This window comes from Massilia sp. YIM B02769, assembly GCF_030411995.1.
In the GTDB taxonomy this organism is placed as follows: Bacteria; Pseudomonadota; Gammaproteobacteria; order Burkholderiales; family Burkholderiaceae_D; genus Telluria.
Genome location: NZ_JASNRC010000006.1, coordinates 112519 through 138367, shown reverse-complemented (window position 1 = coordinate 138367; position 25849 = coordinate 112519). Strand labels below are relative to the sequence as shown.

General features: G+C 64.9%; 26 protein-coding genes. 20 read left to right on the top strand and 6 right to left on the bottom strand.

Features of this window, described 5'->3' with window-relative positions; translation table 11 throughout:
* The first annotated feature begins 69 nt into the window (after positions 1 to 69).
* On the top strand, positions 70 to 348 hold the full coding sequence (locus QPK31_RS11315) for a hypothetical protein (protein WP_290423041.1): 279 nt from the start codon (positions 70 to 72) through the stop codon (positions 346 to 348).
* Here the strand turns inward: QPK31_RS11315 and QPK31_RS11310 are convergent.
* Genes QPK31_RS11310 through QPK31_RS11295 form a run of 4 tightly spaced genes read right to left on the bottom strand, consistent with a single transcriptional unit; the run spans position 324 to position 2668 of the window.
* On the bottom strand, positions 324 to 869 hold the full coding sequence (locus QPK31_RS11310; RefSeq protein WP_290423040.1) for an RDD family protein: 546 nt from the start codon (positions 867 to 869) through the stop codon (positions 324 to 326). The genes QPK31_RS11315 and QPK31_RS11310 overlap by 25 nt on opposite strands.
* Positions 856 to 1692: a DUF3106 domain-containing protein gene (locus tag QPK31_RS11305; protein ID WP_290423039.1), complete on the bottom strand. Its 837-nt coding sequence runs from the start codon at positions 1690 to 1692 to the stop codon at positions 856 to 858. The genes QPK31_RS11310 and QPK31_RS11305 overlap by 14 nt, the downstream gene beginning before the upstream one ends.
* Positions 1689 to 2102 (bottom strand): DUF3619 family protein, encoded by a 414-nt coding sequence (locus QPK31_RS11300; RefSeq protein ID WP_290423038.1) that lies wholly within the window; start codon positions 2100 to 2102, stop codon positions 1689 to 1691. The genes QPK31_RS11305 and QPK31_RS11300 overlap by 4 nt, the downstream gene beginning before the upstream one ends.
* Positions 2099 to 2668, bottom strand: coding sequence for an RNA polymerase sigma factor (locus tag QPK31_RS11295; protein WP_290423037.1), 570 nt, complete (start codon positions 2666 to 2668; stop codon positions 2099 to 2101). The genes QPK31_RS11300 and QPK31_RS11295 overlap by 4 nt, the downstream gene beginning before the upstream one ends.
* Positions 2669 to 2892: 224 nt before the next feature.
* Between QPK31_RS11295 and QPK31_RS11290 the strand changes: the two genes are divergently transcribed.
* The 9 genes from QPK31_RS11290 to pssA all read left to right on the top strand — a co-directional run bounded on the left by QPK31_RS11290 (position 2893) and on the right by pssA (position 12676).
* Positions 2893 to 3768 carry a TauD/TfdA family dioxygenase gene (locus QPK31_RS11290; RefSeq protein WP_290423036.1) on the top strand — a complete coding sequence of 292 codons (876 nt, stop codon included), beginning with the start codon at positions 2893 to 2895 and terminating at the stop codon, positions 3766 to 3768.
* A 12-nt stretch (positions 3769 to 3780) separates the two neighbouring features.
* Positions 3781 to 4785, top strand: coding sequence for an ABC transporter substrate-binding protein (locus tag QPK31_RS11285; protein WP_290423035.1), 1005 nt, complete (start codon positions 3781 to 3783; stop codon positions 4783 to 4785).
* Between the two features lies 1 nt (position 4786).
* On the top strand, positions 4787 to 5620 hold the full coding sequence (locus QPK31_RS11280) for an ABC transporter ATP-binding protein (protein WP_290423034.1): 834 nt from the start codon (positions 4787 to 4789) through the stop codon (positions 5618 to 5620).
* Complete coding sequence (locus QPK31_RS11275) at positions 5617 to 6507, top strand: ABC transporter permease (RefSeq protein ID WP_290423033.1); 891 nt, start codon at positions 5617 to 5619, stop codon at positions 6505 to 6507. The genes QPK31_RS11280 and QPK31_RS11275 overlap by 4 nt, the downstream gene beginning before the upstream one ends.
* A 580-nt stretch (positions 6508 to 7087) precedes the next feature.
* Positions 7088 to 8827 (top strand): acetolactate synthase 3 catalytic subunit, encoded by a 1740-nt coding sequence (locus tag QPK31_RS11270; RefSeq protein WP_290423032.1) that lies wholly within the window; start codon positions 7088 to 7090, stop codon positions 8825 to 8827.
* Positions 8828 to 9319 (top strand): acetolactate synthase small subunit, encoded by a 492-nt coding sequence (ilvN, locus tag QPK31_RS11265; protein WP_229438618.1) that lies wholly within the window; start codon positions 8828 to 8830, stop codon positions 9317 to 9319.
* A gap of 161 nt (positions 9320 to 9480) precedes the next feature.
* A complete protein-coding gene (ilvC, locus tag QPK31_RS11260) occupies positions 9481 to 10512 on the top strand; it encodes a ketol-acid reductoisomerase (protein ID WP_374045802.1) in 1032 nt (343 codons plus the stop codon).
* 385 nt (positions 10513 to 10897) lie between these two features.
* On the top strand, positions 10898 to 11668 hold the full coding sequence (locus QPK31_RS11255) for an SIMPL domain-containing protein (RefSeq protein WP_290423031.1): 771 nt from the start codon (positions 10898 to 10900) through the stop codon (positions 11666 to 11668).
* A gap of 141 nt (positions 11669 to 11809) precedes the next feature.
* On the top strand, positions 11810 to 12676 hold the full coding sequence (gene pssA / locus QPK31_RS11250; protein WP_290423030.1) for a CDP-diacylglycerol--serine O-phosphatidyltransferase: 867 nt from the start codon (positions 11810 to 11812) through the stop codon (positions 12674 to 12676).
* Between the two features lie 55 nt (positions 12677 to 12731).
* On the opposite strand, the gene QPK31_RS11245 is transcribed toward pssA, so the two are convergent.
* Positions 12732 to 13481 carry a hypothetical protein gene (locus QPK31_RS11245; protein WP_290423029.1) on the bottom strand — a complete coding sequence of 250 codons (750 nt, stop codon included), beginning with the start codon at positions 13479 to 13481 and terminating at the stop codon, positions 12732 to 12734.
* Between the two features lie 279 nt (positions 13482 to 13760).
* Between QPK31_RS11245 and QPK31_RS11240 the strand changes: the two genes are divergently transcribed.
* Positions 13761 to 14648, top strand: a complete 888-nt coding sequence (locus QPK31_RS11240; protein ID WP_290423028.1) for an alpha/beta hydrolase — start codon at positions 13761 to 13763, stop codon at positions 14646 to 14648.
* A 23-nt stretch (positions 14649 to 14671) separates the two neighbouring features.
* On the opposite strand, the gene QPK31_RS11235 is transcribed toward QPK31_RS11240, so the two are convergent.
* On the bottom strand, positions 14672 to 15169 hold the full coding sequence (locus QPK31_RS11235; protein WP_290423027.1) for a hypothetical protein: 498 nt from the start codon (positions 15167 to 15169) through the stop codon (positions 14672 to 14674).
* Between the two features lie 184 nt (positions 15170 to 15353).
* On the opposite strand from QPK31_RS11235, the gene rpsO reads away from it, so the two are divergent.
* The 9 genes from rpsO (at position 15354) to QPK31_RS11190 (ending at position 25673) form a co-directional block, all read left to right on the top strand.
* Positions 15354 to 15623, top strand: coding sequence for a 30S ribosomal protein S15 (gene rpsO / locus QPK31_RS11230; RefSeq protein WP_020652995.1), 270 nt, complete (start codon positions 15354 to 15356; stop codon positions 15621 to 15623).
* A gap of 170 nt (positions 15624 to 15793) precedes the next feature.
* Positions 15794 to 17896, top strand: a complete 2103-nt coding sequence (gene pnp, locus QPK31_RS11225; RefSeq protein ID WP_290423026.1) for a polyribonucleotide nucleotidyltransferase — start codon at positions 15794 to 15796, stop codon at positions 17894 to 17896.
* Between the two features lie 465 nt (positions 17897 to 18361).
* Entirely contained in the window at positions 18362 to 19570 is a 1209-nt protein-coding gene (locus QPK31_RS11220) for a DUF1444 family protein (protein ID WP_290423025.1), read from the top strand.
* A 173-nt stretch (positions 19571 to 19743) separates the two neighbouring features.
* Positions 19744 to 20604 carry an STAS domain-containing protein gene (locus QPK31_RS11215; RefSeq protein ID WP_290423024.1) on the top strand — a complete coding sequence of 287 codons (861 nt, stop codon included), beginning with the start codon at positions 19744 to 19746 and terminating at the stop codon, positions 20602 to 20604.
* Positions 20605 to 20607: 3 nt separating this feature from the next.
* Positions 20608 to 20967: an STAS domain-containing protein gene (locus tag QPK31_RS11210; RefSeq protein ID WP_290423023.1), complete on the top strand. Its 360-nt coding sequence runs from the start codon at positions 20608 to 20610 to the stop codon at positions 20965 to 20967.
* Positions 20964 to 21425 carry an anti-sigma regulatory factor gene (locus tag QPK31_RS11205; RefSeq protein ID WP_290423022.1) on the top strand — a complete coding sequence of 154 codons (462 nt, stop codon included), beginning with the start codon at positions 20964 to 20966 and terminating at the stop codon, positions 21423 to 21425. Before QPK31_RS11210 ends, QPK31_RS11205 begins: the two co-directional genes overlap by 4 nt.
* Positions 21413 to 22444 carry an ATP-binding SpoIIE family protein phosphatase gene (locus QPK31_RS11200; protein WP_290423021.1) on the top strand — a complete coding sequence of 344 codons (1032 nt, stop codon included), beginning with the start codon at positions 21413 to 21415 and terminating at the stop codon, positions 22442 to 22444. The genes QPK31_RS11205 and QPK31_RS11200 overlap by 13 nt, the downstream gene beginning before the upstream one ends.
* Entirely contained in the window at positions 22441 to 23787 is a 1347-nt protein-coding gene (locus tag QPK31_RS11195) for a sensor histidine kinase (RefSeq protein WP_290423020.1), read from the top strand. Before QPK31_RS11200 ends, QPK31_RS11195 begins: the two co-directional genes overlap by 4 nt.
* Entirely contained in the window at positions 23784 to 25673 is a 1890-nt protein-coding gene (locus tag QPK31_RS11190) for a response regulator (protein ID WP_290423019.1), read from the top strand. Before QPK31_RS11195 ends, QPK31_RS11190 begins: the two co-directional genes overlap by 4 nt.
* The last annotated feature ends 176 nt before the right edge of the window (positions 25674 to 25849 follow it).

The window sequence follows — 25849 nt, the reverse complement described above, 5'->3', positions numbered from 1 at the left end:
GTTGATCTTGTTGATATCCGTGCTGGCGCGGCAGGAAAAAGCCGGCATCTGAAGCGGGCGGAACCGAGTATGAAAACGCAATGCAAAGCTGCATCGTTTTGTCTGGTCCTGGCGGCGGTCGTGCTGGCCGTTCATCGCGAAGCCGCCGCCTTGCTGGCCGCGTCGATGGCGCTGCACCTGTATGCGCTTACGACCTGGCGCGCAAGCTGGCATGGGTATGAGGGCGCTGCCGCAGGATCATGGACCAGCCTGCTCAAGCGCCGTTACCAGGTGTCGCTGGGCGGCGTGCTGTGCGCCGTGGCCGGCATGCTGCTGCTGGGCGGTTATTTCGTGTTTGCCTTTGCCTGAGTTTTCTGCGCCTTCTGCATCTTCGGCAGCGCGATCAGGCGCGTGCCTGCGATGCGGTCGTGCAGGAACTGGCGATCCTTGTCGAGGAACGCCGTCAGTGCCCAGGCCACCAGCCCCAGGGTCAGCAACAGCGCCCATTCCTTCACATGATGCAGGTCGAGCAGGGCGCCGATGGCCAGCGCCGGTGCGAACCAGCCCCAGGCCAGCAGGTAGCGGAGCGCCGCATTCCTGAACGGTACTTTTGCATGCCCAACCTTGACCACCTTGATGCGCCAGGTCTTCATGGCCAGTGTAAAGCCGGCACCGCTCCAGGCATGCACGAAATAGGCGGCGGTAACCAGGAACAGGAAGGCCATCAGTCCGGCGCGGTAGGCCGGTTCCTGGCGGTTGCCGGTGGCGAAGATGAAGATGAAGACGGCCAGCGCCTCGACGGCGGTGAGCAGGAAAGCTTCATACACCATCGCGATCAGGCGACGCTTGACGGTGGGCGTGCCGATCGCGGATGGATTAGCCGTTTGCATTCGATACGGTGGAAGTGGTTGCGGGTTGGGTGCTCGTGCCGGGCGCCGTCACCGCCGGCGTGGCCGGCGAGCTTGACGCCGGCGCCGCCGGTTCTGCCGGCGCCGGAGCGGAAGGCGCAGGGGCGGGAACAGAGGAGGGCGCAGATGCGGGCGCCGGCTGCGTGGCTGGCTGCGTGAGCGCCGGCGCATTCGGCAGCGTCTCCGGTGCATGCAAGGCAATGCAGGCCGCGCCGCGGCGGGTGGTGCCGGGCGGGCAACTGGTCGGGGCCACGATGGTCGGCTCCGACGGCGTCGGGGCGGCATCGGGTTTGCGCACCGGCGTGCGCGCCAGGCGCCGCTTCTGGTCGGTGCTCAGCTGCTTGTAGCTTTCCCAGCTGGCGGCCTTTTCGCCCGGCGCGAGCTTGCGTACCTTGCTGTAGTTTTCGCGCGCCAGGTTGCGTTCTTCCGGCGTCAGGCGGATCCACTGGCGCATGCGCTCGTGCACGCGGCCCTGCTCTTCCGGGTTCATCGAGGCGAAGCGGCGCGACATTTCCAGCCATTTGCGCTTGCGCGCACCATCCATCTCGTCCCACTCGGCCTGCAGCGGCCCCAGCGCCAGCTGCTGGGCGCGCGTCAGGTCGCGCCACAGCGGTTTGTCGAGGATCAGCGGGCCGCTCTTGCCGGCGTGCGGGGCGCTACCTGCGCTTGCGGAGGCGCCGGCCGACACCGCGTCGGGGGAGACGATGCTCCACCTTTCGGAAATGGCCCAGGCCGCGATGACGGCCACCGCCACCGCCACGACTGCTATCCAGGCGCGGCGGGGTTTGGAGGTGCGTTTCGTCATTGGCGGCGCTGTTGCGACTCCACGTAGGCATTGAAGCCGTGGTCGAGGTAGGCGGTCAGCGGCAGCTCGTCGGCCAGTACGGCGGCGTCGAGTTCGGCCAGTTCGGCAATCTGCTGCTGTTGTTCATACTGATACACGCCGCCCAGGCCGACGACCAGGGCCAGCAGCGGCACCGCGACCGCCAGGCGGCCCAGCGCGGCATGCGAAAACAGCGAATCGACATCGAACCAGCTGCGGCGCCAGTCCTTTTTCGCGAATGGCGCGGTGCTCGCGGCATCCGGCTTCTTGCGCGACAGCGCCAGCGCGCGTGCAGCGGCCAGGCGCTCGGTGGTGGAAGCCGGCAGCGCGTCGAGATTCTCGTTCAAGGCGTGGCGCAGCTTGTACGCCAGGTTGATGTCGTCGGTATTCATAGTTTAATTCCCTTGGCCCGCAGGGCATCGGCAAGCGCATGTGTCGCGCGCGAGCAGTGCGTTTTGACGCTGCCCTCGGAACAGCCCATCGCTAAGGCCGTTTCGGCCACGTCCATATCCTGCCAGTAACGCATAAGGAAGGCTTCGCGTTGACGCGTTGGGAGCTTTTGTATTTCCGCTTCGATCAGGTGCAAGGTTTGTGCCCGCTCGACCTGGTCCATGCTCGACTCGGCCGCGGCCGACCCTTCTTCCGCCTCGTACGTGTTGAGTATATCAAAGTCCTCATCGCCCTCGTCCTTGCGGCCGAAGCCCGAGAAGAGGCTGATCCAGGTGTTGCGGACTTTTTCGCGGCGGAAGTAATCGAGGATGGTGTTCTGCAGGATGCGCTGGAACAGCATCGGCAGTTCGGCGGGCGGCTTGTCGCCGTATTTTTCGGCGAGCTTGATCATCGCGTCCTGCACGATGTCGAGCGCGGCCTCGTCCTTGCGCACGGCGTACACGGCTTGCTTGAAAGCGCGCCGCTCGACATTCTCGAGGAAGTCGTTGAGTTCTTTGTCTGTCGCCATGCGATGAAAGGGGGTGATGCGCGCAGGTACTTGGCCTGTGCTTTATGGAAAACTGTCGAATCCTAGCAAAAAACCACCGGCCATGCACCGGAATTGCTCAGTCCAGCCCTTTTGCGACGCGCGACGCGGCTGTCAAAAACTGCATGACGATAGTCGAAATGATTCGTTGTCGCGCCAAGGGGGCGTGGATAAGCTGGGTTGAACGATTATTCATCTTGACTGCCATGCCACTCGACACCACCCAGCGCCAGGACTTCGACATCCAGCCCCTGAACGCCCCGCTCGGCGCCGAAGTCCTCGGCCTCGACCTGTCGCGCCCGCTCGGCACCGCCGACCTGGCGCGCGTGCACCGCGCCCACCTCGACCACCACGTGCTGGTGTTCCGCGATACCGCCATCACGCCGGCCCAGCAGGTCGACTTCAGCCGCCGCTTCGGCGAACTGCAGATCCACGTGCTGCGCCAGTTCCAGCTGGCCGGCCACCCGGAAGTGCTGGTCATCTCGAACATCCGCGAGAACGGCGAACCGATCGGCCTGGGCGACGCCGGCCACCTGTGGCATTCCGACCTGTCCTATAAAGCCACGCCCAGCCTCGGTTCGATGCTGCACGCGCAGGAACTGCCGATTGATGGCGGCGACACCCTGTTCGCCAACCAGCACCTGGCCTGGGACACGCTGCCCGACTGGCTCAAGCGCGAAGTCGAGCATGCCCAGGCCGAGCACAGCTACCTGGCGCGCTACGAAGACCTGCGCAAGCTGAACCCGTGGCGCCCGCAACTCACGCAAGCGCAGATCGACGAAGTGGTGCCGGTGCGCCACCCGGTGGTGCGCACGCATCCGGAAACCGGGCGCCGCGCGCTGTTCGTCAGCGAGCATTTCACCACGCGTATCGTCGGCATCGGGGAGGACCGCAGCCGCGAACTGCTGGCGGCCCTGTTCGAGCACGGCACCCGGCCCGAATTCATCTACCGCCACCAGTGGAAAGCCGGGGACATGGTGTTCTGGGATAACCGTTCGCTGATGCACCTGGCCGCCGGTTGCCCGCCGGACCAGCGCCGCAAGCTGTACCGCACGACCATCGCGGGCGACGTCCCGTTCTGACCAGGAGCATCCATGAAGCGCTTGACCAAGTTTGCCGCCGTGCTGGCGGCCCTGTCCCTGCTTGCCTCCGCGTCGGCCCATGCCGAAGGCAGGATCCGCATCGCCGAGCAGTTCGGGGTGGTCTATTTGCTGCTGAACGTGGCGCAAGACGGAAAACTGATCGAAAAGCATGGCAAGCGGCAGGGCGTCGATATCGACGTCGACTGGATCAAATTGTCCGGCGGCGCGGCCACCAACGATGCGCTGCTGTCGAATTCGGTCGACGTGGTCGGCGCCGGGCTGGGACCGTTGCTGACCGTATGGGACCGCACGGCGGGCAAGCAGAACGTGCGCGCCGTGGCTTCGCTCGGCAGCTTTCCGTATTACCTGATCAGCACCAACCCGGCCGTGAAGTCGATTGCCGACTTCGGGCCGAAGGACCGCATCGCGCTGCCGGCCGTGACGGTGTCGGTGCAGGCGCGCATCCTGCAGATGGCGGCGGCCAGGCAGTGGGGGCAGGCCCAGTTCCGCAAGCTCGATCCGTTGACCCAGGCGCTGCCGCACCCGGACGCCACCGCCGCCGTCATCGCGGGCAAGACCGAGATCAACGCCCACTTCGCCAATCCGCCGTTCCAGGAGCAGGAACTGGCCGGCAACCCGAATGCGAAGATCGTGCTCGACTCCTACCAGGTGCTGGGCGGGCCGAGCTCGGCCACGGTGCTGTACGCCACCGAGAAGTGGGTGAAGGAGAATCCGAAGACCTACCGCGCCTTCCTCGATGCGCTGGTGGAAGCGGCCGAGCTGGCGTCGACCAACCCGGAAGCGGCGGCCGACGCCTACCTGCGCGTGAACAAGAACAGCATCGACCGTGCGCTTTTGATCAAGGTGATCAAGAACCCGAAGGTGCAGTTCAGCGTGGCGCCGCAAAACACGCTCGGGCTGGCGCAATTCCTGCACCAGGTGGGCGCGATCCGCAAGAAGCCGGAAAGCTGGCGCGATTACTTCTTCGCGCATCCGGCCCTGGCAAAAGGGAGCTGAGATGATCGCACCCGCTTTGCAAGTCGTTGCGCCGTCGGGCCCGTTGCTGCGCGCCGAGCACGTGACCATCGATTACGCCGGCGAGCACGGCACCGTGCGCGCCACCGAGGATGTGGGTTTCGACGTGTACCGCGGCGACCGTTTCGTGCTGCTCGGGCCTTCGGGCTGCGGCAAGTCGACCTTGCTGAAGGCGGTGGGCGGCTTCATCGCGCCGCGCGCGGGCAGTTTGCGCCTGGGCGGCAAGCCGATCACGGCGCCGGGGCCGGACCGCATCGTCGTGTTCCAGGAATTCGACCAGCTGCCGCCCTGGAAGACGGTGGAGGCGAACGTGATGTTCCCGTTGCTGGCCGGCGGCATGAAGAAGCCCGAGGCACGCGAACGCGCGCGTCACTGGCTGGGCAAGGTCGGGCTGGCGCGCTTTGCCGACGCCTATCCGCACACCCTGTCGGGCGGCATGAAGGCGAGGGTGGCGATTGCGCGGGCGCTGGCCATGCAGCCGGAAATCCTGCTGATGGACGAGCCCTTTGCCGCGCTCGATGCGCTCACGCGGCGCAAGATGCAGGAAGAGTTGCAGGCGCTGTGGGAAGAGATCGGTTTCACCATGCTGTTCGTGACCCACTCGATCGAGGAGGCGCTGGTGGTGGGCAACCGCATTCTGTTATTGAGTCCGCATCCAGGGCGGGTGCGCGCCGAATTGAACAGCCACCAGTTCGACCTGGGCAGCGCCGGCAGCGTTGAATTCCAGGCCGCGAACGAACGGATTCACCGGCTGCTGTTCGGCGATGCCGTTTTTCCATCCACCCTTTCCACACCAGCCTACGCCAGCCATCCATGAGTGCTTTCCGCGAACCCCCGATCCGTCCCGAATACGAACTGGCCTTGCCGCTGCCCAGCCTGGGCGGTGCGCCGCTGCGGCCATCCGCGCATGTCGTTGCTTCCCGTGGCTTTGCGTTTGGCGAACTGGCCTGGCTGCGCAAGGCGGCGCTGCTGCTGGTGCTGGCCGTGATCTGGGAAGCGCTGGCGCGCTGGTACGACAACGATTTATTGCTGCCGACGGCGCTGGCCACCGGCAAGGCGCTGGTCGAGGGCATCGTGTCCGGTGAGCTGTTCGGGTATGTGGGCGTGTCGTTTGCGGTGCTGACCCAGGGGTATCTGATGGGGATTGTCGGGGCATTCTTGCTGACCTGGCTGGCGGTGTCGAATCGCGTCGGGCGCGAGCTGATCGAGACCCTGACGGCGATGTTCAATCCGCTGCCGGCGATTGCCTTGCTGCCGCTGGCGCTGCTGTGGTTCGGGCTGGGCAAAGGTTCGCTGATCATGGTGCTGATGCATTCGGTGATGTGGCCGCTGACCCTGAATGCCTGCGCCGGTTTCCGCGCGGTGCCGGAGACGCTGCGCATGGCGGGGCGCAACTATGGGCTGGGCGGGTTGCGGCTGGTGCTGCAGATTTTGATACCGGCGGCGCTGCCGGCGATCCTGTCGGGGCTGAAGATCGGCTGGGCGTTTGCGTGGCGTACCTTGATCGCTGCCGAGCTGGTGTTCGGGACGACCTCGGGGCAGGGTGGGCTGGGGTGGTTCATTTTCCAGAGCCGCAACGAGCTGTTCACGGACAAGGTGTTTGCGGGGTTGGCAGCGGTGATCATCATCGGGCTGGCGGTGGAGCAGGTGGTGTTCCATACGCTGGAGCGGGTGACGGTGCGGCGGTGGGGGATGCAGCGCTAGATTGCGCTTTACATATGGTGGGTTCGAGAACCCACCCTACGTGTTCGACTATATTGGGCTTGTACCGCGTGGGCACGAGTGCCCACCCTACAACGGCGGCGACTCCGTAGCATGTAGGGTGGGTTCTCGAACCCACCATTCCGAATGCACGCACCACCCCGCAACGCACCATGCCGGTGCACCCAATCCCCCAACCGAGCACATCCTCTACTCGGCAAATTGTTTCTTTCTTTTTATCTTGACCAAAATGGTGCAACGCAGTAAGGTGTTCCTTACGCTTTGCACCCCCGAAGCTTCATGGTCATCCTGTTCGACACACAAAGTCCAACTGGCTGACACGCTTTCATTTGTAGGCAGTTTGCTCCAACCCGCGCCACAAGCGCGAGAGATGCGTCGAGCCGCTACAGACACTCAGCCAAACGAGTTGCGTTTCGCGTCGTTGTGAACGGTATCTGCCGATACCCGGATCGAACGTCGTGCGCGCAGAAAGAAGGGAAGCTGGAGCGCTGTGGGGCAAACCGTATTTCGTTAGGAACGAGCATCCGATCAATCTCCCTATGGGTCTTGAAAGGAACGATTCATGAATAACGAAGCATCAGGCCAGGGATCTCATCAGATCACCGGCGCTGAAATCGTCGTCCGATGTCTGGCCGAGGAGGGCGTCAAGCACGTCTTCGGTTACCCCGGTGGAGCAGTCCTCTACATCTACGACGCCATCTTCAACCAGGACAAGTTCCAGCACGTCCTGGTCCGCCACGAGCAGGCAGCCGTGCACGCGGCCGACGCCTATTCGCGCAGCTCCAACACCGTCGGCGTCGCCATCGTGACCTCCGGTCCGGGTGTGACGAATGCCGTCACGGGTCTCTCCACCGCCTACATGGACTCGGTCCCGATGGTCGTGATTTCCGGCCAGGTGCCGAGCCACGCGATCGGCCAGGACGCCTTCCAGGAGTGCGACACCGTCGGCATCACCCGCCCCGTGGTCAAGCACAACTTCCTGGTCAAGGATGTGCGCGAGCTGGCGACCACCATCAAGAAAGCCTTCTTCATTGCCCGCACCGGCCGCCCCGGTCCCGTGCTGGTCGACATCCCGAAGGACATCTCGATGCACAAGTGCGCCTACGACTATCCGCGCGAAATCGAGATGCGCTCGTACAAGCCGGTCGACAAGGGCCACGCCGGCCAGATCCGCAAGGCCGTGCAGCTGCTGCAGCAGGCCGAGCGCCCGATGATCTATGCCGGCGGCGGCGTGATCCTGGCGAACGCCTCGCCCGAACTGAACCGCCTGGTCGACAAGCTCGGCGCGCCGGTCACCAACACCCTGATGGGCCTGGGCGGCTCGCGTTCGAGCAGCGAACAGTTCGTCGGCATGCCCGGCATGCACGGTACCTATGAAGCGAACATGGCGATGCAGCATTGCGACGTGCTGATCGCCATCGGCGCCCGCTTCGACGACCGCGTGATCGGCAACCCGAAGCACTTCGCCAGCCATCCTCGTAAAATCATCCACATCGACATCGACCCCTCGTCGATCTCGAAGCGGGTGAAGGTCGACATTCCGATCGTCGGCAACGTCAAGGACGTGCTGACCGAATTCCTGGCGCAACTGGACACCGCTGGCGTGCGCGCGAATCCGGAAGCGCTGCGCGGCTGGTGGAAGCAGATCGACGAATGGCGTGGCCGTAACTGCCTGAAGTACGAGGATTCCGACCTCGTCATCAAGCCGCAATCGGTGGTCGAGAAGCTCTGGAAAGTCACCAAGGGCGACGCCTTCATCACCTCCGACGTCGGCCAGCACCAGATGTGGGCAGCCCAGTACTATCCCTTCGACAAGCCGCGCCGCTGGATCAATTCCGGTGGCCTGGGCACGATGGGCGTCGGCCTGCCGTACGCGATGGGCGTGCAGATGGCGAACCCGGATGCGACGGTGGCCTGCGTCACCGGCGAAGGCTCGATCCAGATGTGCATCCAGGAGCTGGCCACCTGCAAGCAGTACCACCTGACGCCGAAGATCATCCTCTTGAACAACCGCTTCCTCGGCATGGTGCGCCAGTGGCAGCAGATCGACTACGGTTCGCGATATTCCGAGTCCTATATGGACTCTTTGCCGGACTTCGAGAAGCTGGCCGAGGCCTACGGCCACGTCGGCATGCGCATCGAAAAGCCGGGCGACGTCGAAGGCGCGCTGGTGGACGCATTCAACATGAAGAACCGCCTCGTGTTCATGAACTTCATCACCGACCAGAGCGAGAACGTCTGGCCGATGGTCAAGGCGGGCAAGGGCCTGTCTGAAATGCTGCTCGGCTCGGAGGACCTGTAAATGAGACACATCATCTCGGTTCTTCTGGAGAACGAAGCCGGTGCTTTATCGCGCGTCGTTGGTTTGTTTTCCGCACGCGGCTACAACATCGAAACCCTGACCGTGGCGCCGACCGAGGACGCGACCCTGTCGCGCATGACGGTCGTCACCACCGGCTCGGACGACATCATCGAGCAGATCACGAAGCACCTGAACCGCCTGATCGAGGTGGTGAAGGTGGTCGACCTGACGGAAGGCCAGCACATCGAGCGCGAGCTCATGCTGATCAAGGTGAGGGCGGTCGGCAAGGAGCGCGAGGAACTCAAGCGCACCGCCGACATCTTCCGCGGCCGCATCATCGACGTCACGGAAAAGACCTACACGATCGAACTGACCGGCGCCAAGAGCAAGCTCGACGCCTTCATCGACGCCATCGACCGCAGCTCCATTCTCGAAACCGTCCGCACCGGCGGCTCGGGCATCGGCCGCGGCGAACGGATCTTGAAAGTGTAACGAACGGCCACCACCGCGACCGAAGCCACGGCCCGCCGGCCACCGACCGTGATCGGAGCCACGGTCCGTAGGGTGGGCACCCCGTGCCCACGCGGAACGATGATCAGCCCGCGGCCGCACAAACGAACAGCCACTAACTCTGGCAACGACAACGAACCCAAATACAGGACAAAAAAATGAAAGTTTTCTACGATAAAGACTGCGACCTCTCCCTCATCAAAGGCAAGAACGTCGCCATCATCGGCTACGGCTCGCAAGGCCACGCCCACGCGCAAAACCTCTCCGAATCCGGCATCAACGTCACCGTCGGCCTGCGCCGCGGCGGCGCCTCCTGGAACAAGGTCGAGCAAGCCGGCCTGAAGGTCGCCGAAGTCGACGAAGCCGTGAAAAACGCCGACGTCATCATGATCCTGCTCCCGGACGAAAACATCGCCCAGGTCTACAAGGAAAACGTCGAGCCGAACGCCAAGCAGGGCGCGGTACTCGCCTTTGCCCACGGCTTCAACGTGCATTATGGGCAGGTGGTGCCGCGCGCCGACCTCGACGTCATCATGATCGCGCCGAAAGCCCCAGGCCACACCGTGCGCAACACCTATAAACAGGGCGGCGGCGTGCCGCACCTGGTCGCGGTCTACCAGGACAAGTCCGGCGCCGCGCGCGACATCGCCCTGTCGTACGCGATGGCCAACGGCGGCGGCCGCGCCGGCATCATCGAAACCAACTTCCGCGAAGAGACCGAGACCGACCTCTTCGGCGAACAGGCCGTGCTCTGCGGCGGCACCGTCGAGCTGATCAAGGCAGGCTTCGAGACCCTGGTGGAAGCGGGCTACGCGCCGGAGATGGCTTATTTCGAGTGCCTGCACGAACTCAAATTGATCGTCGACCTGATCTACGAAGGCGGCATCGCCAACATGAACTACTCGATCTCGAACAACGCCGAGTATGGCGAGTACGTGACGGGCCCGAAGGTCGTCACCTCGGCCACCAAGGATGCGATGCGCCAGTGCCTGAAGGACATCCAGACCGGCGAGTACGCGAAGAGCTTCATCCTCGAGAACAAGGCCGGCGCCCCGACACTGATCTCGCGCCGCCGCTTGACGTCGGAACACCAGATCGAGGAAGTCGGCGCCAAGCTGCGCGCGATGATGCCGTGGATTGCGAAGAACAAGCTGGTGGATCAGTCGAAGAACTGATCGGATGGTCGATGCCCCGTTGGCATATGCTGGCGGGTTGCACGTACTCGTACGGTGGGCACTCCGTGCCCACGCGGTACGTACGTCTCCTTGCACCGTTGGCTGTCCCGACTCGCTCGCGATGTGAGCGACGGCCCGGACGCTGATTTGCCCTCCCGCGGCCGTTACCGAGTTCGCGAGCGGATGGTCATCTCCACAGGTGCAAGGAGGCGCACGTAACCGCGTGGGCACGGGGTGCCCACCGTACGGTCATCGTCCCGGGCCAGCGACACACAGCAACCCATGCTTCGTCCATTTGCAACTTTCCATTACAAAATCACTCTATCTAGGAACGGGACGGTATCGTATAAGTCATGCACACATGCATTCTTATAGGAGAAAACCGATGTCCCTTCCAAAAATGATCCTCTTGGCCAGCCTGATGATGGCGTCCCACGTTCAAGCGCAGACCGCGCCTTCGACCAGCATGCCCGCAACAAGCGGCACGGTCGTGGTCGTTCCTGCCACCGGTGAAGTGCGGGCGGCCAACGACCAGGCCATCGTCAGCTTCATTGTGGAAGAGCACGACAAGGACAAGCAGGCCGCCGCCGCCCGCGTCAACCGCAAGATGAAGGAGGGTACCGAGATCGTGCGCCGTGCCGATCCGAAGGCCGAGCTCAAGACCATGGGCTATTTCACCTACCCGGTCTACCCGGAACCGCCGGTGCAGCCGCTGCCTGCAGGCCGCACCCCGGTGCAGCCGGTGCCGATCGGCTGGCGCGTCGGCCAGTACCTGGAAGTGAAGACGACCAATCTCGCCACGCTGGAGAAGACCGTCGCCGCCGCCCAGAAGGTCTTGTCGATCAACAACATCAGCTTCGGCCTCAGCCCGGCCCTGGAAAAGCGCCTGGATGACCAGCGCATTGCCGAAACCTACCGCAACCTGAACGAGCGCATCGTCTCGATCGCGCGCGCCATGGGCCGCCAGCCGGGCGACGCGACCCTGGATGTGGTCGACTTCGAAGGCTCGGGCAACTATGTGCAGCAGGAAGCCGCCGCGCCGATGATGATGGCGCGTTCCAAGCGCGACGTGTCGAGCGAGATGCCGGAACCGAGCTTCGAGCCGGGCGAAACCACCCTGCAGATGCGCCTGGTCGGCAAGGTGAAGTTCAAGTAAGAACACGACAGGCAGGCGCGCCGGCGAGCCCGGCCGCCTGCATGATGACATTCCCAATAGTATCCGTTCGCTAACAAGCCGTTCTCGCCTCTATAATGCAGGGAACGGCGCTCGATCGCGCAGCTTTGAATACGGACAACTATGCCAGCCTTCCCACGACGCAAAAAAAACGGAGGGGCGCCGCGCGCGCCACGATTCTCCCGCCTCAGGCGCTTCGGCCGCCGGGCCGAGGATAAACAGGGGCAGCGCGGACGTGGCATCTACCTGCTGCCGAACGCCTTTACCACCGGCGCCCTGTTCTGCGGTTTTTATGCGATCGTGATGGCGATGAACCAGCGTTTCGACTACGCCTGCTGGGCCGTGTTCGTGGCGATGGTGCTCGACGGCCTGGACGGCCGCGTGGCGCGCCTGACGAATACCCAGTCCGAGTTCGGCGCCCAGTACGACTCGCTGTCCGACATGGTGTCGTTCGGCGCGGCGCCGGCGCTGGTGATCTACGAATGGTCGCTGCGCGGCCTCGGTAAACTCGGCTGGATCGCGGCCTTTGTCTACTGCGCCGGCGCGGCGCTGCGTCTGGCCCGCTTCAACACGAATAGCGAAGTCGTCGATAAACGCTTCTTCCAGGGCTTGCCCAGCCCGGCGGCGGCGGCCCTGGTGGTCGGCTTCATCATGTTCATGACCGACCCGGACATCAACATCAGCGCACGCCAGGTCGACTGGGTGAGCTGGTGCATCGCCGTGTTCGCCGGCCTGACCATGGTTTCGAACGTGCCGTTCTACAGCTTCAAGGACGTGAACTTCCGCAAGTCGGTGCCCTTCATCGTCGTGTTCCTGATCGTGCTGGCGTTTGCGCTGGTGGCGAGCGACCCGACCAAGGTGCTGTGGCCGATCTTCGTGCTGTACGGCCTGTCGGGCTATGCGGTGTATGTGCTGCAGCGTGCCAAGGGCAAGCCGGTCAGCATCATCCCGACGGACGACGATCCGCTCGACGACACACCGCGCCGCTGAGCCCGGCTTGATGCAAAACGGCGCGTGCGATACGCGCCGTTTTTATGTCAACTGTTCAGTTCCATTTCTGGGCAGTTGGCGGCGACCAATCGGGGTCGCAAGTCGTCTTCTTCGGTTTGATGCCATCGCGCATCGTATCGAGACCGTCGGGCGCATGGTGGGATTCGTAGGTCACGCAATAGGTGCCCCTCGCCCCGACGATCCGGTAGCGCCGGCGGTCGTAATGGCTGGGATCGAGGACTTCCTCGGTCTTCGGCGCCTCATACCATTTGTTGGGCGCCAGTTCGTTCGCCCTAACAATTCCTTTTTGCAGCTTCATCTGCGGCGTCACGACTGGCGCCAAGATGCCGCGCGTCGGATGTTCCTTGCGCATGGCGCGGTCGGCGCCGCCGGCGATCGCTCGGGCACGTTCCAGCATGCTGCCGGATGCGGGCGGGGCAGGGGCCTCGCCGGGCACAGCCGGCTCCGGTTCGGCAGCGTCCTGCTCGGAAACCGCCGCCTGCATGGCCGGCGCCGGGGCGGCCATGGGCGCAGGCGCCTTCCTGGCCGCGCTCGGCGCATGCGAACCGGCAAGGGCGCGCGGCGCCGCCACGGCCACCGGGTCCTGCGGCGCAGGGGCAGGCTTCGGTGCAGGTTCAGGCAAGAGCCGCAGCACCATGGTTTCCGGTGTCCAGTCGTCGGGCGCGGGAACCGGGCGCGACATCTGCCACATGGCCAGCAGCGAGGCGTGCACGGCCAGCGAGATGCCGATCCCGGTGGCATGGCGTGGCCGCAGCCCTGGCGGCAGTGCGTATGTGTTATCCATAACGCAACAGTATAGGGCGAAAGTGCGTGGCTGTCCGGGCTGTAAGAACCTATCTCGGTAGGAGCGAGTCGTTTCTGACGCGCCTGACAAGCGGGTACTGCGTTGCTCGTCGTTGCATGGCTCGCCATGCGGCCTCCTCGCGCCTTGCCCGCGCTCGTCATGCATCGTCATCAACTTCCTCCCTCCTACCGAGACAGGTTCTAAATAAGATGCCTTGGGTGCGCGGAAAACCGATGCCAGCGGGATATACTGGACTCATCTTTCCGTATTGGCGACACCATGTTCCGACCTGCAACCGTCCTGCCTGTCCTGGCCCTCGCACTCCTGGCTGCCACCCTGTCCGCCTGCTCGCCCCTGAAACTGGTGAACGCGGTATCGCCCGACGGCGACGCGCGCGCCACCCAGGCCATCCACTATGGCAAGGGCGAGCGCAACAAGCTCGACATCTACCAGCCCGCGAACAACGCCGGCACGGCGCCGGTCATCGTCTTCTTTTACGGAGGTAACTGGGTAAGCGGCAAGCGCGAGGACTATGCTTTTGTCGGCCAGGCGCTGGCCAAGCGCGGCTTCGTGGTGGTCGTGCCCGATTACCGGCTGTATCCGGAAGCGCGCTATCCCGACTTCCTCGACGATGCCGCCCAGGCCGTGGCGTGGACCGAGCGCGAGATCGGCAACTACGGCGGCGACCCGAAGCGGGTCTTCGTGATGGGCCACAGCGCCGGCGCCTACAATGCCGCGATGCTGGCGCTCGACGCGCGCTGGCTCGGCAAGCAGGGCGTCAAGCCGGAGTCGCTGCGCGGCTGGATCGGCCTGGCCGGCCCCTACGACTTCCTCCCGGTGCAGAACAAGACCACGCGTCCGGTATTCAACTATCCCGACACGCCGCCGGATTCGCAGCCGGTGCAGCACGTCAGCGCCGGCGCGCCGCCGGCCCTCCTGATTGCCGCCTACGAGGACAAGACGGTCAACCCGGTGCGCAATACCGGCGCCCTGGCCACGCGCCTGCGCGAAAAACATGTGCCGGTGCGCGAGCTGTACTACGACGGCGTCAACCACGCCACCCTGGTCGCATCGCTCTCGCGCTCGCTGCACACGCTGGCGCCGACGCTCGACGCGGTGGAAGCGTTCGTGCGCAGCGACGGCGGCCGCCAGCCTGTTGCCCGCTAAGCGCCTGGCTCCAGGGCAGCCGCTTACCAGCTGAAGCGTTCGCGCGGCTCGAACATCGGATCGGGTCCGTTCTGCATCATGCGCACCACGCCGGCCTGGTCGAAGTGCACGTGCATCAGCGAGTTCCAGACGCCGGCTTCCTTGTAACGGTAAGACCAGACTTCGTAGTTGTGCATGGCCACGCCCGAGCGCTCCGCCGGGCGGCCGATGGTGCTCAGCACGTCGGCCTTGGTGGCCTTGTCGATCTTGATCGTCGCGAACTTTTCCCCGGTAAGCACCTGCTCGTACGACACCAATCGCCCATCCGGCCCGATGCGCGCCATCCAGGTAAATTGCCCCATCGGCCCGGTGGCGTATTCGAGCATCCGGCCGCCGTCCGGGGCAGGGTAGCTGCCCGTGGGCTGGCCCAGCTTGGCGGTGACGGCGGCCACCGGTTCGCCCGGGTTCGGCACTTCGCGCATGAAAGGACCGACGCAGCCGGCCAGCACGATTGCCGCACATAACATTGCCATCTTTATCATTTTGTGCATCATTCACCTCGCAAAATGGCTGAGGACTCCATGATGCCCCAGCTTCGCGGCGGTAAACGCTGGTGATGCCAACTGTTTTCGCATATACTGGCGGGTCTGTCCGTTTTGGGCAGGCTTATGAACAATCACGGTGCGCTGGGTTCCGACTCTTGCACCGCATGTGAAAGGTAACATCATGTCCGTAGAAAACATCAACAAAGCCGCGATCATCGCGGACAACGCTCGTGGCCAGAACGACACCGGTTCGCCGGAAGTGCAAGTTGCACTGCTGACCGCACGCATCAACGAACTGAACGGCCACTTCAAAGCCCACCAGAAAGACCACCACTCGCGCCGCGGCCTGATCATGATGGTCAACCGTCGTAAGAGCCTGCTGGCTTACCTGAAGGGCAAAGACCTGAACCGTTACCGTGACCTGATCGCCAAACTCGGCCTGCGTAAGTAATCTTTGCGCCAGTCGGTTTAACGATGAAATGCCTGCGCCAGTGTTGCTGACGCGGGCATTTTTTGTTTCAGCCGTTCGCAGTTTGAAGTAAATACGCCGCTGTCCGGGCGTCAGTAATGAGGTGAACGACAGCTCCTGAAAATCTGTCGGCAAATAGAAAGGGATTACCCATGTTTAATAAAGTTACGAAAACCTTCCAGTACGGCCAACACACCGTCACCCTGGAAACCGGTGAAATCGCCCGTCAGGCATCCGGTGCCGTCATCGTCTCGGTCGAAGACACCGTCGTGCTGGCCACCGTGGTCGCGAAAAAAGACGCGAAGCCAGGCCAGGACTTCTTCCCCCTGACCGTCGACTACATCGAAAAAACGTACGCAGCCGGTAAAATCCCGGGCGGTTTCTTCAAGCGCGAAGGCCGTCCTTCCGAAAAGGAAACCCTCACCTCGCGCCTGATCGACCGTCCGATCCGCCCGCTGTTCCCGGAAGGCTACCTGAACGAAGTCCAGGTCATCATCCACGTGCTGTCGGTCAACCCTGAGATCGATCCGGACATCCCGGCCATGATCGGCGCCTCGGCTGCCCTGGCAGTGTCGGGCATCCCGTTCAGCGGCCCGATCGGCGCCGCCCGCGTCGGCTACGCCAACGGCCAGTTCATCCTGAACCCGACCACCACCCAGCTGAAGACCTCGCAGATGGACCTGGTCGTTGCCGGTACCGAAACCGCCGTCCTGATGGTGGAATCGGAAGCCCAGCAACTGTCGGAAGAAATCATGCTGGGCGCGGTCGTCTACGGCCACGACCAGATGCGCGCCGTCATCGACGCCATCCACGACCTGGTGGCCGAAGGCGGCAAGCCGGAAGTCGAGTGGACCGCCCCGGCCAAGAACGAAGTCCTGATCGGCCAAGTGGCCGCCCTGGCCGACGCGAAAATCCGCGACGCCTACCAGACCCGCGAAAAATCGGCGCGCCAGCAAAAGCTGAAGTCGCTCTCAAACGAAGTCCTGGCCGCACTTAGCGAGCAGGGCGTGCAGGCCGACGCCGCCGAAGTCGGCAACATTTTGTTCGACATGGAAGCCAAGGTCGTTCGTTCGCAGATCCTGGAAGGCGAGCCGCGCATCGACGGCCGCGACACCCGCACCGTGCGTCCGATCTCGATCCGCACCAGCGTCCTGCCGCGTACCCACGGCTCGGCCCTGTTCACCCGCGGCGAAACCCAGGCGCTGGTCATCGCCACCCTCGGCACCGCACGCGACAGCCAGAAGATCGACGCGCTGATGGGCGAGTACACCGACGACTTCATGATGCACTACAACATGCCTCCGTTCGCTACCGGCGAAACCGGCCGCGTGGGCACCCCGAAGCGCCGCGAAATCGGCCACGGCCGCCTGGCCAAGCGCGCACTCGTTGCAGCGCTGCCATCGCCGGAAGAGTTCTCGTACTCGGTGCGCCTGGTGTCGGAAATCACCGAATCGAACGGTTCCTCGTCGATGGCATCGGTCTGCGGCGGCTGCCTGGCACTGATGGACGCCGGCGTGCCGATGAAGGCGCACGTCGCCGGCATCGCCATGGGCCTGATCAAGGAAGGCGGCAAGTTCGCGGTCCTGACCGACATCCTGGGTGACGAAGACCACCTGGGCGACATGGACTTCAAGGTCGCCGGCACCGCGCAGGGCATCACCGCGCTGCAGATGGACATCAAGATCCAGGGCATCACCAAGGAAATCATGCAGGTGGCGCTGGCGCAAGCCAAGGAAGGCCGCCAGCACATCCTGGCCGAAATGCAGAAGGCCGTGCCGACCGTGAAGACCGAGCTGTCGGACTTCGCACCGCGCCTGATCACCATCAAGATCAACCCTGAGAAGATCCGCGACGTGATCGGCAAGGGCGGCGCTGTCATCCGCGCGCTGACCGAAGAAACCGGCACCCAGATCGACATCACCGACGAAGGCATCGTGACCATCGCCTCGGTCGACGCCGCTGCCGGCCAGGAAGCCAAGCGCCGCATCGAAGAGCTGACCGCATCGGTCGAAGTGGGCAAGACCTACGACGGCACCGTGCTCAAGCTGCTGGACTTCGGCGCGATCGTGCAAGTCATGCCGGGCAAGGACGGCCTGCTGCACATCTCGCAGATCGCCAACGAGCGTGTGAACGCGGTTGCCGATTACCTGAAGGAAGGCCAGCAGGTGCGCGTGAAGGTGCTGGAGACCGACGAGCGTGGTCGCCTGAAGCTGTCGATGAAGGCGGCTGATCCGGCTGAGGCTGCGGCGCAGTAAGTCGTATCGGGAGCGGTTCGCCGCTTCAATAATGAAAACCGCCAGTGCGTGAGCCTGGCGGTTTTTTTATGGGCGCTCGGTGCATCGGCAATGACCGGCGGCGGTAACCGTACGGTGGGCACGCCGTGCCCACGCGGAACGATGATCATTGTTGGCGTTCGTTTGATCGATATTGCCGCGTCTTCGCAGCGCATCAAAAAGCGTCTCGCTAGCGCTTGTATCCAGGTGTCGAGCCGGCGGGCGAATAGTCACGGCCGCCGGAGAAAGGACGCGCACGTAACCGCGTGGGCACGGGGTGCCCACCGTACGGATTGCAGCACGATTGATCCGGAGCCGGTTACAGCGCGATTGATCCGGAATCTGCAGCCTTGCGAATGATCCGGAGCTGAGCACGCACGATTGATCGATGGACGCCGCTACGCCAGCCCTCTACACTGCCGAGCTATCGCCATCTCGGAGCACACAGTGGGAATCCTCGACCTTTTCTTCCGCAAGCCCTCGCCTGAAAAATTCGCGCAGATCGCCATGGGGGCCGCCAGGGAGCGCGGTTTTCAAGGCCCGATGGAATTCGACGCAACCAACTTCCGCATCCTGATGCCGGGCGCCGAAAGCGGCGCCGTCAACCTGCACAACTTCTACCACGACTATTGCCAGGCCTCGCGCGCCGGGCGCCGCGCCGTGGTGGACAAGTATTCGAACCTGTTCGTCCAGACCGATATCCCGGACACCTTCGAGGGCGCAAAACGCAAGCTGCTGCCCGTGCTGCGCACCGGCGCCTTCCTCCAGGCCGCCCAACTCGGCCCGCTGGCCACCGGGGCCGCCCCGAACACCGGCTTCGCAGTAAACGACTTCAGCCTCGATACCGTGATGCTGCTGGCCTGGGACACCGAGCACCTGACCCGCATCCTCGACACCAGCCAGCTCGACAAATGGGGCGTGTCCAAGGAAACCGCCCACGCCATCGCCCTCGACAACCTGCGCGACCTGGCGGCCGAACAATTCGTCCAGCTGGGCGCCAACCTGTACGCCAGCGACTGGAACGACGCCTACGATTCCTCGCGCATCCTGCTGCCCGACCTGGTGCACCGCGTGGCCGGCCAGCATCCGGTCGTGATGATCCCGACGCGCGGGCGCATGCTGCTGTCGGCCTCGCACGACCGCGACGACTTGCTGACCCTGGTGACCTATGCGCAGTCGGCGATCCAGACCGAGGGGCGGCGCGTGTCGACCCTGATGTACGAATACGTCGACGGCAAGGCGGTTCCCTACGTCCCGGCGGACGAGGAAGTGGCGCGCAAGCTGGCCGATTTGCGGCGCGTGGCGCTGCAGGAAGACTACGCCGAGCAGAAGGGCTTGCTCGACCAGCGCTACGAGCAGGACGGAACCGATGTTTTCGTTGCCACCTACATGCTGGTAAAGGGCGAGGAGGAGCGTATCTTCAGTGTGTCGACCTGGACCGCCGGCGTCGAGGCGTTGCTGCCCGAGACCGACCGCATCGTGCTCGGCTACCTCGACGAGCCGGGCCGGGAAGGGCGGCGCTGGAATGTCGCCTGGGCCGACCTGGTTGCCGCCGCCGGCCACTTGATGGTGCGCGAGGAAGGGTTCCAGTTGCCGCGCTGGCGCGTGACGGCCTTCCCGGACGAGGCCATCTTGAGCGCGCTCGCAGCGGAATAAAAAACAGCCTGTCAATTGTGTATCTCCGCGCTTTTTCGTATGCACAACCGTGCCGTGGTGAAAGTTAAATAGATGTTATAGTTGGCCATTTTTCCAATCATGGGAGCGGTGCGCCGCGCTTGCGCACACGGTTCCGGACCACTACGCCAAACCTACCTACCAAGGACGAAGAGATGACCACGAAGGACAACGCCGCCCGCATCAGCCAGCTCATCCAGGAACACGAAGCCGAGATCGGCTCGCAATGGATTGCGCAGCTCGAGGCGCTGACCGTGCGCGGCACTGCCAGCTCGAAGGCGCAACTACGCGGCCATTGCCAGCAGTTCCTGGCTGCCTTTGCTGCCGCCACCCGCGGTGGCGAGCTGGAAAACGTCGACCACCGTTCGTGGGATGAAGTGCGCGATTTGCTGGCCGAGATCTCGTCCAGCCGCGCCAAGTCGGGCTCGACCCCGAGCGAAACCGCCACGTTCGTGTTCTCGCTGAAGCAGCCGATCTTCGCCCAGATGAGTGCCGGCTTCGCCGCCGAACCGGAAGCCCTGGCCGCCGCGTCGTGGTCGATCAGCACCCTGCTCGACAAGCTCGGCCTGTACACCATCGAAGTCTTCCAGAAAGCGAAAGACCAGATCATCGTGCGCCAGCAGCAGGAACTGCTGGAGCTGTCGACCCCGGTCGTGAAGCTGTGGAACGGCATCCTGGCGCTGCCGCTGATCGGCACCCTGGATTCGGCGCGCACCCAGGTGGTGATGGAAAACATCCTGCAAAAGATCGTCGACACCGGCGCCATCATCGCCATCATCGACATCACCGGCGTGCCGACCGTCGACACCCTGGTGGCCCAGCACCTGATGAAGACCATCGCCGCCGCGCGCCTGATGGGCGCCGACTGCATCATCAGCGGCATCCGTCCTCAAATCGCGCAGACCATCGTGCACCTGGGCGTCAATCTCGAAGACGTGATCACCAAGGCCACCCTGGCCGACGCCTTCGTCGTGGCGCTCGAGCGCACCGGCACCGCGCTGATCGCCAAGGCCTAAGCGATGGAACGCATTCCTATTCTGCGGATGGGTGACCTGCTGCTGGTCACCATCCAGGTCGACATGCACGACCGCCTGGCCATGACCCTGCAGGACGACCTCACCGAGCGCATCGTCAGCGACGGCGCCAAGGGCGTGCTGATCGACATCTCCGCGCTCGACCTGGTCGATTCCTTCATCGGGCGTATGATCAGCAATACGGCGGCGATGGCGCGCGTGCTCGACGCCCAGACCGTGGTGGTCGGCATGCAGCCGGCCGTCGCGATTACCCTGGTCGAGCTGGGCCTGACCCTGCATGGCGTCAAGACGGCGCTGAACGTCGAGAAGGGTATGGCCCTGCTCGGAAAGAACCTGACTAGATGAACGCTGCAACCGCAGTTGAATTCGACACCGAGCTGCTGGAGCTGAACGCCCGGCTGCGCACCGACCGCATCACCTTGCCGTTGCGCGGCGACGAGGATGTGGTCGGCCTGCGCAAGCACGTGCGCGAGCGTGCGGTGGCCATCGGCCTGTCGCTGGTCGACCAGACCAAGCTCGTCACCGCCGCCAGCGAACTCGGACGCAACACCATCAAGTACGGCGGCGGCGGCGCCTGCCACCTCGACAAGCTGGCCGACGGTTTCCGCAACGGCATCGGCCTGCTGTTCGTCGACAACGGTCCCGGCATCCCCGACCTGGACCTGGCGCTGCGCGACGGCTACACCACCGGCGGCGGCCTGGGCCTGGGGCTGAGCGGCTCGAAGCGCCTGGTCGACGAGTTCGAGATCGACACCCGCGTGGGAGAGGGCACCGCGGTCGCGGTCGTAAAATGGAAACGCTGATTTCTTCGCTGGATACCCAGCTGTCGTTCGCCATCACCCACGCCAGCGACATCGCGGCCGCACGCCGCGCCGGGCAGCGCCTGGCCGGCGAGCTCGGTTTCAGCGAAACCCGCGCCGGCCAGCTGGCGCTGATCGTTACCGAGGCCGGCACCAACCTGCTCAAGCACGCGGGCGAGGGCACCATTTACCTGAACGTGGCTCAGGCCGAAGGCGTGCCCGGGGTCGACGTGCTGGCGGTCGACAAGGGTCCCGGCATCCTCGACGTCGATGCCTGCCTGCGCGACGGCATGTCCACCGCCGGCACCGCCGGCACCGGCCTGGGCGCCCTGCGCCGCCTCTCGAACGAGTTCGATGTCTACTCGCGGCCGGGCGACGGCGCGCTGTTCTTCATGCGCCTGTGGCGCGACGAAGCGGCGCCGGAGCTGTGCCGGGTCGAGGTCGGTGCGCTGACCGTGCCGCTGGCCGGCGAGGATGCCTGCGGCGACGGCTGGGGCGTGGCCTGCGATGGGCAGGGGGCGACCCTGCTCGCCGCCGATGGCCTCGGCCACGGCCCGGAAGCGGCCGCCGCGGCCCATGCCGCGATCGTCGAGCTGCAGCACCGGCCCACGTCGGAGCCGGCGCAGCTGGTCGATTCCTCGCACCAGGCCCTGCGCGTCACGCGCGGCGCGGCGCTGGCCGCGGCGCGCATCGATTTCGCGGGCGACAGCGTGCGCTTCGCCGGCATCGGCAACATCAATGCCTGCGTAATCGACGGCGAGGTGCGCCGCGCGCTCATCTCGCACAACGGCATCGTCGGCCACAACATGCGCAAGGTGCAGGAATTCAGCGCGCCGTGCCCGGCCGGCGCCATCGTCGTCATGCACTCGGACGGCATCCAGACGCAGTGGGACCTGGACAAGTATCCGGGCCTGCTCGGGCACAGCCCGGCGCTGATCGCGGCGGTGCTGATGCGCGACTATATCCGCCGCCGCGACGACGCCATGGTGCTCGTCGTGCGCAGAAGGGAGGGAAGGGCATGAGCCAGCGTATCCTGAACGTGGCCCTGGAAAGCGACCAGGACGTGGTGCTGGTGCGCCAGCGCGCGCGCCAGGTCTCGCATCTGCTCGGCTTCTCGAAGCAGGACCAGGTGCGCATCGCCACCGCCGTTTCCGAAGTGGCGCGCGCCGCCTCGCTCGGCGGCCCCGGTGCGCGCGCCATATTCGCACTGGCCGATCTGCGTGGCGGCCAGCAGCTCGAAGTCAGCATCAACGCCGGCACGCACCTGGCCAGCGTGCAGGTGGGCCTGGCCGGCGACCCGGCGATCGTCACCGCGCACCGCCTGATGGATGCCTGCGAGATTGCCGACGGCGCCGGCGGTACCGCCGTCGTGATGCGCAAGGCGCTGCCGCCGCAGCCGCCGCTGAGCAGCGCGCGCCTGGCCCAGATCGGCGCCGAACTGGCATCCGCACCCACGCCGAACACCTGGCAGGAAGTGCAGCAGCAGAACCGGGAACTCGTCGAGACCCTGGCCGAACTGCGCGAGCGCCAGGAAGATTTGCTGTCGCTGACGCGTGAGCTCGAAGACACGAATCGCGGCATCGTCGCGCTGTACGCCGAGATCGAGGACAAGGCCGAGCGCCTGCGCAAGGCCGACGAAATGAAGTCGCGCTTCCTGTCGAACACCAGCCACGAACTGCGCACGCCGCTGTCCTCGATCCGCGCGCTCTCGAAGCTCCTGCTCGACCGCATGGACGGCGACCTGACGCCGGAGCAGGAGCGGCAGGTGCGCTTCATCGAAACCGCCGCCACCGACTTGTCGGAACTGGTGAACGACTTGCTCGACCTGGCCAAGATCGAGGCCGGCAAGGTCGAGACCCAGCTGGCGCCGGTGGTCGTGGAAAACCTGTTCCGCGCACTGAAGGGCATGCTGCGACCGCTGGTGACCTCCGAGCACGTGGAACTGGTGTTCGACAACGGCGGCGTGCTCGATGCCTTCGAGTCCGACGAAGGCAAGATTTCCCAGATCCTGCGCAACTTCATCTCGAACGCGCTGAAGTTCACCGAGCAGGGCTCGGTGCGCGTCAGCGCTTCGGACGAAGCGGCCAGCGACGAGATCGTGTTTGCCGTGACCGACACCGGCATCGGCATCGCGCCCGACCACCTGCAACTGATTTTCGAAGAATTCGCCCAGGTCGAGCACCCGCTGCAGCGCCGCATCAAGGGCACCGGCCTCGGCCTGCCGCTGTGCCGGCGCCTGGCCGACCTGCTCGGCGGGCGCGTCGACGTGGTCAGCCGGACCGGCGTCGGCTCGACCTTCACCCTCACGCTGCCGCGCCGCTTTCCTGCCGCGCTGACCGGCGGCGCAGACGACACCGAATCATGACCGCGAACCAGACACTCATCCTCAACGTCGACGACAACGACGGCGCCCGCTACGCCAAGACCCGCATCCTGCAAAGCGCGGGCTTCCGCGTCATGGAAGCGGCCAACGGTACCGACGCGCTGGCGATGGTGCGCGAAGAAGACCCGGCGCTGGTGCTGCTCGACGTCAAGCTCCCCGACATCAACGGCATCGAAGTCTGCCGCCGCATCAAGTCCGACCCCGACACCAACTGCGTGCTGGTGCTGCAGACCTCGGCCGCGCTGACCGGCCGCGCCGACAAGATCCGCGGCCTGGAAGGCGGCGCCGACAACTACCTGGCCGCGCCGATCGAGGCCGACGAGCTGATCGCCAACGTGAATGCGCTGCTGCGCATGCGCCAGACCCAGGACGAGCTGCGCGAGAGCGAGGAGCGATTTCGCCAGCTGACCGACAACATCGAAGACGTGTTCTGGATGTTCTCGGCGCCGGATGGCGTGCTGGCCTATGTGAGCCCGGCCTATGCCACCATCTTCGGGCGCAGCACCGAGTCGCTGCGCAACAAGCATGGCAGCTGGCTGGAAGCCGTGCACGCCGAAGACCGCGCGCGCCTGGCGGGGCGCTGGGCGGCGCTGGCGACGCAGCCGTACTACGACGACGAATTCCGCCTGGTGCTGCCGGACGGCGCCACGCGCTGGGTGCGCGACCGCGTGTTCGCGGTGCGTAACGCGCGCGGCGAGGTCTACCGCGTGGCGCGCGTCACCAGCGACATCAGCGCGCGCAAGGAGATGGAAGCGCTGCTGCGCGCGGCCGACGCGAATAAAAACCAGTTCCTGGCGACGCTGGCGCACGAGCTGCGCAATCCCCTGAGCCCGATCCGCAACGCAGCCGCACTGCTCGGCATCGCCGGCGAAAACGCCCCGGACCGCCAGGCGCGCGCGCGCGAAGTCATCCTGCGCCAGGTCGATCATCTCGCCCATCTGGTCGACGATCTGCTCGACGTCGCCCGCATCTCGGAAGGCAAGATCGTGCTGCGCCGCGAGGAAGTCAACCTCGGTGCGGTGGTTGCCCAGGCCATCGAAACGGCCGGGCCGCTGATCGCGGCGCGCGAGCACCACCTGGAGGTGCAGCAGCCCGACGGGCAGGTGTGGGTGGCGGGCGACCCGGTGCGCCTGGCGCAGTCGATGGGCAACCTGCTGCACAACGCCGCCAAGTTCACGCCCAAGGGCGGCCGCATCCGCCTGGAAGTGAAGGTCGACGGCGACCATGTGCGCATCGCCGTGATCGACAACGGCATCGGCATCGACGCCGACAGCCTGCCGCGCATCTTCGGCATGTTCGCCCAGGCGGCGGTGCCGCCGGACCGTGCGCCGGAAGGGCTCGGCATCGGCCTGTCGCTGGTCTCGCGTTTGCTCGAGATGCATGGCGGCACCCTGCGCGCCGAGAGTCCCGGCATCGGCATGGGTTCCACGTTCACGGTGGAGCTGCCGGTGCTGCGCGTGACCGGCGCCGCGGCCGACCAGGCGGCCCAGGAAGAAGCAGCGGCGCCGGCCGGTGGCCTGCGCGTGCTGCTGGTGGACGACAACATCGACGCCATGGAGATGATGGGCTTCCTGCTGGCCGAGATGGGCCACCAGGCCTGGACCACCTACGACGCCAGTCAGATCGTGCCGCTGGCGCTGGAACACCGGCCGCAGGTGATGGTGCTCGACATCGGCCTGCCCGGCGCCGACGGCTACGAGCTGGCGCGCATGATCAAGGCGCATCCGGAGCTGAAGCATACGCGGCTGGTGGCGCACACCGGCTATGGCTCGCCCGAGGACCGGAAGAAGGCGCAGGAGGCGGGGTTCGATGCGCATTTGGTCAAACCGGCCGAGCTCGATGATCTGGAAAAGGCGCTGCGCGGGTAACGCGATCGCCATCGGCTTGCGCCGTGGGGGATCGCTTCCGGCCTGCGGGCGTGATCGAATCGTCTCCGGCCTGCGGCCGTAACCGAATCGCCTCCGGCCTGCGGCCGTGATTGAATCGTCTCCGGTCTGCAGCCGTGACCGAATCGCCTCCGGCCTGCGGCCGTGATTGAATCGTC